This window comes from Phytoactinopolyspora endophytica (genome assembly GCF_004138495.1).
Lineage (GTDB): Bacteria > Actinomycetota > Actinomycetes > Jiangellales > Jiangellaceae > Phytoactinopolyspora > Phytoactinopolyspora endophytica.
The window spans coordinates 469749-472628 of the sequence record NZ_ML142853.1 but is presented as its reverse complement, the minus strand read 5'-3'; the positions used below and the strand labels follow the sequence as shown (position 1 = coordinate 472628).

The 2880-nt window shown below is 67.3% G+C and carries 2 protein-coding genes; both read left to right on the top strand.

Annotation, left to right across the window (positions count from 1 at the left end; all coding sequences use genetic code 11):
• A partial coding sequence (leuS, locus tag ELR45_RS12920; RefSeq protein ID WP_205856505.1) for a leucine--tRNA ligase occupies positions 1-2711 on the top strand: 2711 nt, incomplete at its 5' end.
• Positions 2712-2715: 4 nt separating this feature from the next.
• A partial coding sequence (locus ELR45_RS42315; RefSeq protein WP_338069598.1) for a DegV family protein occupies positions 2716-2880 on the top strand: 165 nt, incomplete at its 3' end.

The window sequence follows — 2880 nt, the reverse complement described above, 5'->3', positions numbered from 1 at the left end:
GCAGGAAGAAGTACTTCCTGATGGATATGTTCCCGTATCCTTCGGGGGCCGGGCTGCACGTAGGCCATCCGCTGGGCTATATCGCCACCGACGTCATGGGGCGGTTTCGCCGGATGTGCGGCGACAACGTGCTGCACGCCCTGTCGTATGACGCCTTCGGGCTGCCCGCCGAGCAGTACGCGGTGCAGACCGGTCAGCATCCGCGCAAGACCACCGAAGAGAACATCGTCACCATGCGGCGCCAGCTGCGCCGGCTGGGACTGGCACACGACGACCGGCGTTCGTTCGCCACGATCGACCCAGGCTATGTGAAGTGGACGCAGTGGATCTTCCTGCAGATCTTCGACTCCTGGTATGACACCGAGGCCGACGGCGGCCGGGGACGCGCACGGCCGATCGCCGAGCTGGTGGCCGAGTACGAGTCCGGGGAGCGTGCCACGCCCGACGGCCGGGCATGGGCTCAGCTGGAGGACACCGAGCGGCGGCGGATCATCGACGGCTACCGGCTGGCTTACGTCTCGGAGTCTCCGGTGAACTGGTGCCCCGGCCTGGGCACGGTGCTGGCGAACGAGGAAGTCACCTCGGAAGGGCGGAGCGAGCGGGGTAACTACCCCGTGTTCAAGCGCAACCTGCGGCAGTGGATGATGCGAATCACGTCGTACGCGGACCGCCTGGTGGACGACCTGGAGCGTATCGATTGGCCGGAGAAGGTCAAGACGATGCAGCGCAATTGGATCGGCCGTTCCACCGGCGCGAACGTCCGGTTCGCGACCGCCTCCGGTGACCTGGAGGTTTTCACCACCCGTCCGGACACGCTGTTCGGGGCGACATTCATGGTGCTGGCACCGGAACATCCGCTGGTGGACGCGCTGACCGCGTCGTCGTGGCCGGGTGGGACCAGGGACCCATGGACCGGCGGCCATAGTGACCCCGTCGAGGCGGTGGCCGCATACCGGAAGCAGGCCGCCGCGAAGACAGAGGTCGAGCGGCAAAGCGACGGCAAGGACAAGAGCGGCGTCTTCACCGGGTCGTTCGCGACCAACCCGGTCAACGGCGAGCAGATCCCGGTCTTCATCGCCGACTACGTGCTGATGGGCTACGGCACCGGCGCCATCATGGCGGTGCCCGGCCAAGACGAGCGTGACTGGGAGTTCGCCGAACGCTTCGAGCTGCCGATCGTGCGCACTGTGCAGCCGCCTGAGGGCTTCGACGGCAAGGCGTACACCGGTGAAGGGCCGGCGATCAACTCGGGCGGCGAGAGAGTGTCGCTGAACGGGCTGGGTATGGCCGAGGCCAAGGAGAAGATCATCTCCTGGCTGCAGGCTGCCGGACACGGCGAGGGAACGGTCACCTACCGGCTGCGGGACTGGCTGTTCAGCCGCCAGCGCTACTGGGGCGAGCCGTTCCCCATCGTCTACGACGAGCACGATCTGCCGATCGCGCTGCCACTGGACGCGCTGCCGGTGGACCTGCCCGACGTGCCGGATTACTCGCCGAAGACCTACGACTCCGACGCCGCCGACACCGAACCCGAGCCGCCGCTGGCCCGGGTGCCTGACTGGGTGTACGTCGAGCTGGATCTGGGCGACGGCCCGAAGCGGTACCGCCGGGACACCAACACGATGCCGAACTGGGCCGGCTCGTGCTGGTACCACATGCGCTACCTGGATCCCACGAACGACCAGCACCTGGTGAACCCGGAGATCGAACGGTACTGGATGGGTCCGCAGCCACAGCGTGGCGGGCCGGACGACCCGGGTGGCGTCGACCTGTACGTCGGCGGCGTGGAGCACGCGGTCCTGCACCTGCTGTACTCCCGGTTCTGGCAGAAGGTGCTGTTCGACCTGGGCCATATCTCCAGCGACGAGCCGTACTACAGACTGTTCAACCAGGGCTACATCCAGGCCTTCGCTTACACCGACCCCCGCGGCCAGTATGTCCCGGCGGCCGAGGTGACCGAGGAGCCCGCGGACTCCGGTCAGTTCTTCTTCAACGGTGAGCCGGCCTACCGCGAGTACGGCAAGATCGGCAAGAGCCTGAAGAACATGGTCAGCCCGGACGAGATGTACGACTCGTACGGCGCGGACACGTTCCGGGTGTACGAGATGTCGATGGGCCCGCTGGAGCAGTCCAAGCCGTGGGACCCCCGGGCGGTGACCGGATCGCAGCGGTTCCTGCAGCGGCTGTGGCGCAACGTCGTCTCCGAGGAGACCGGTGCGGTGATCGTCGTCGACGAGCCCGCCGACGACGAGACCCGCCGTGTCCTGCACCGTACGATCGACGCGGTCCGGACCGACATGGCGGCGATGCGCTTCAACACGGCCATCTCCAGGATGATCGAGTTGAACAACCGCCTGACCAAGCTGGGCGTCGCGCCACGTGAGGCGGTCGAATCACTGGTGCTGATGGTGGCCCCGGTGGCGCCGCACATCGCCGAGGAGCTGTGGACCCGCCTGGGCCACCCGGAGTCCCTGGCCTACGCACCGTTCCCGGAGGCCGACCCCGCGCTGCTGGTCGAGGAGACGGTGACCTGCGTGCTGCAGGTCGCCGGAAAGGTGCGCGATCGCCTGGAGGTCTCGCCTTCGGTGGAGGAAAGCAGCCTGGAAGAGATGGCGCTGGCGTCGGAGGCCGTACAGCGCGCGCTGGACGGCCGAGGTGTGCGCAAGGTGATCGTCCGAGCCCCGAAGCTGGTCAACGTCGTCCCGGCATAGTGCCATGTGGTCCGGCGGTGATGACACGGGCGGGCACGTCTGTGTGGTGACCGACTCGACGTCGTATCTGCCGGCGAAGACGGTGGCCGAATACGGTATCGAGGTGGTGCCGTTGCAGGTCGTCGTCGGTGGCTCGGCGAGCACCGAGGGCGGCGACGTCGGTCCACGC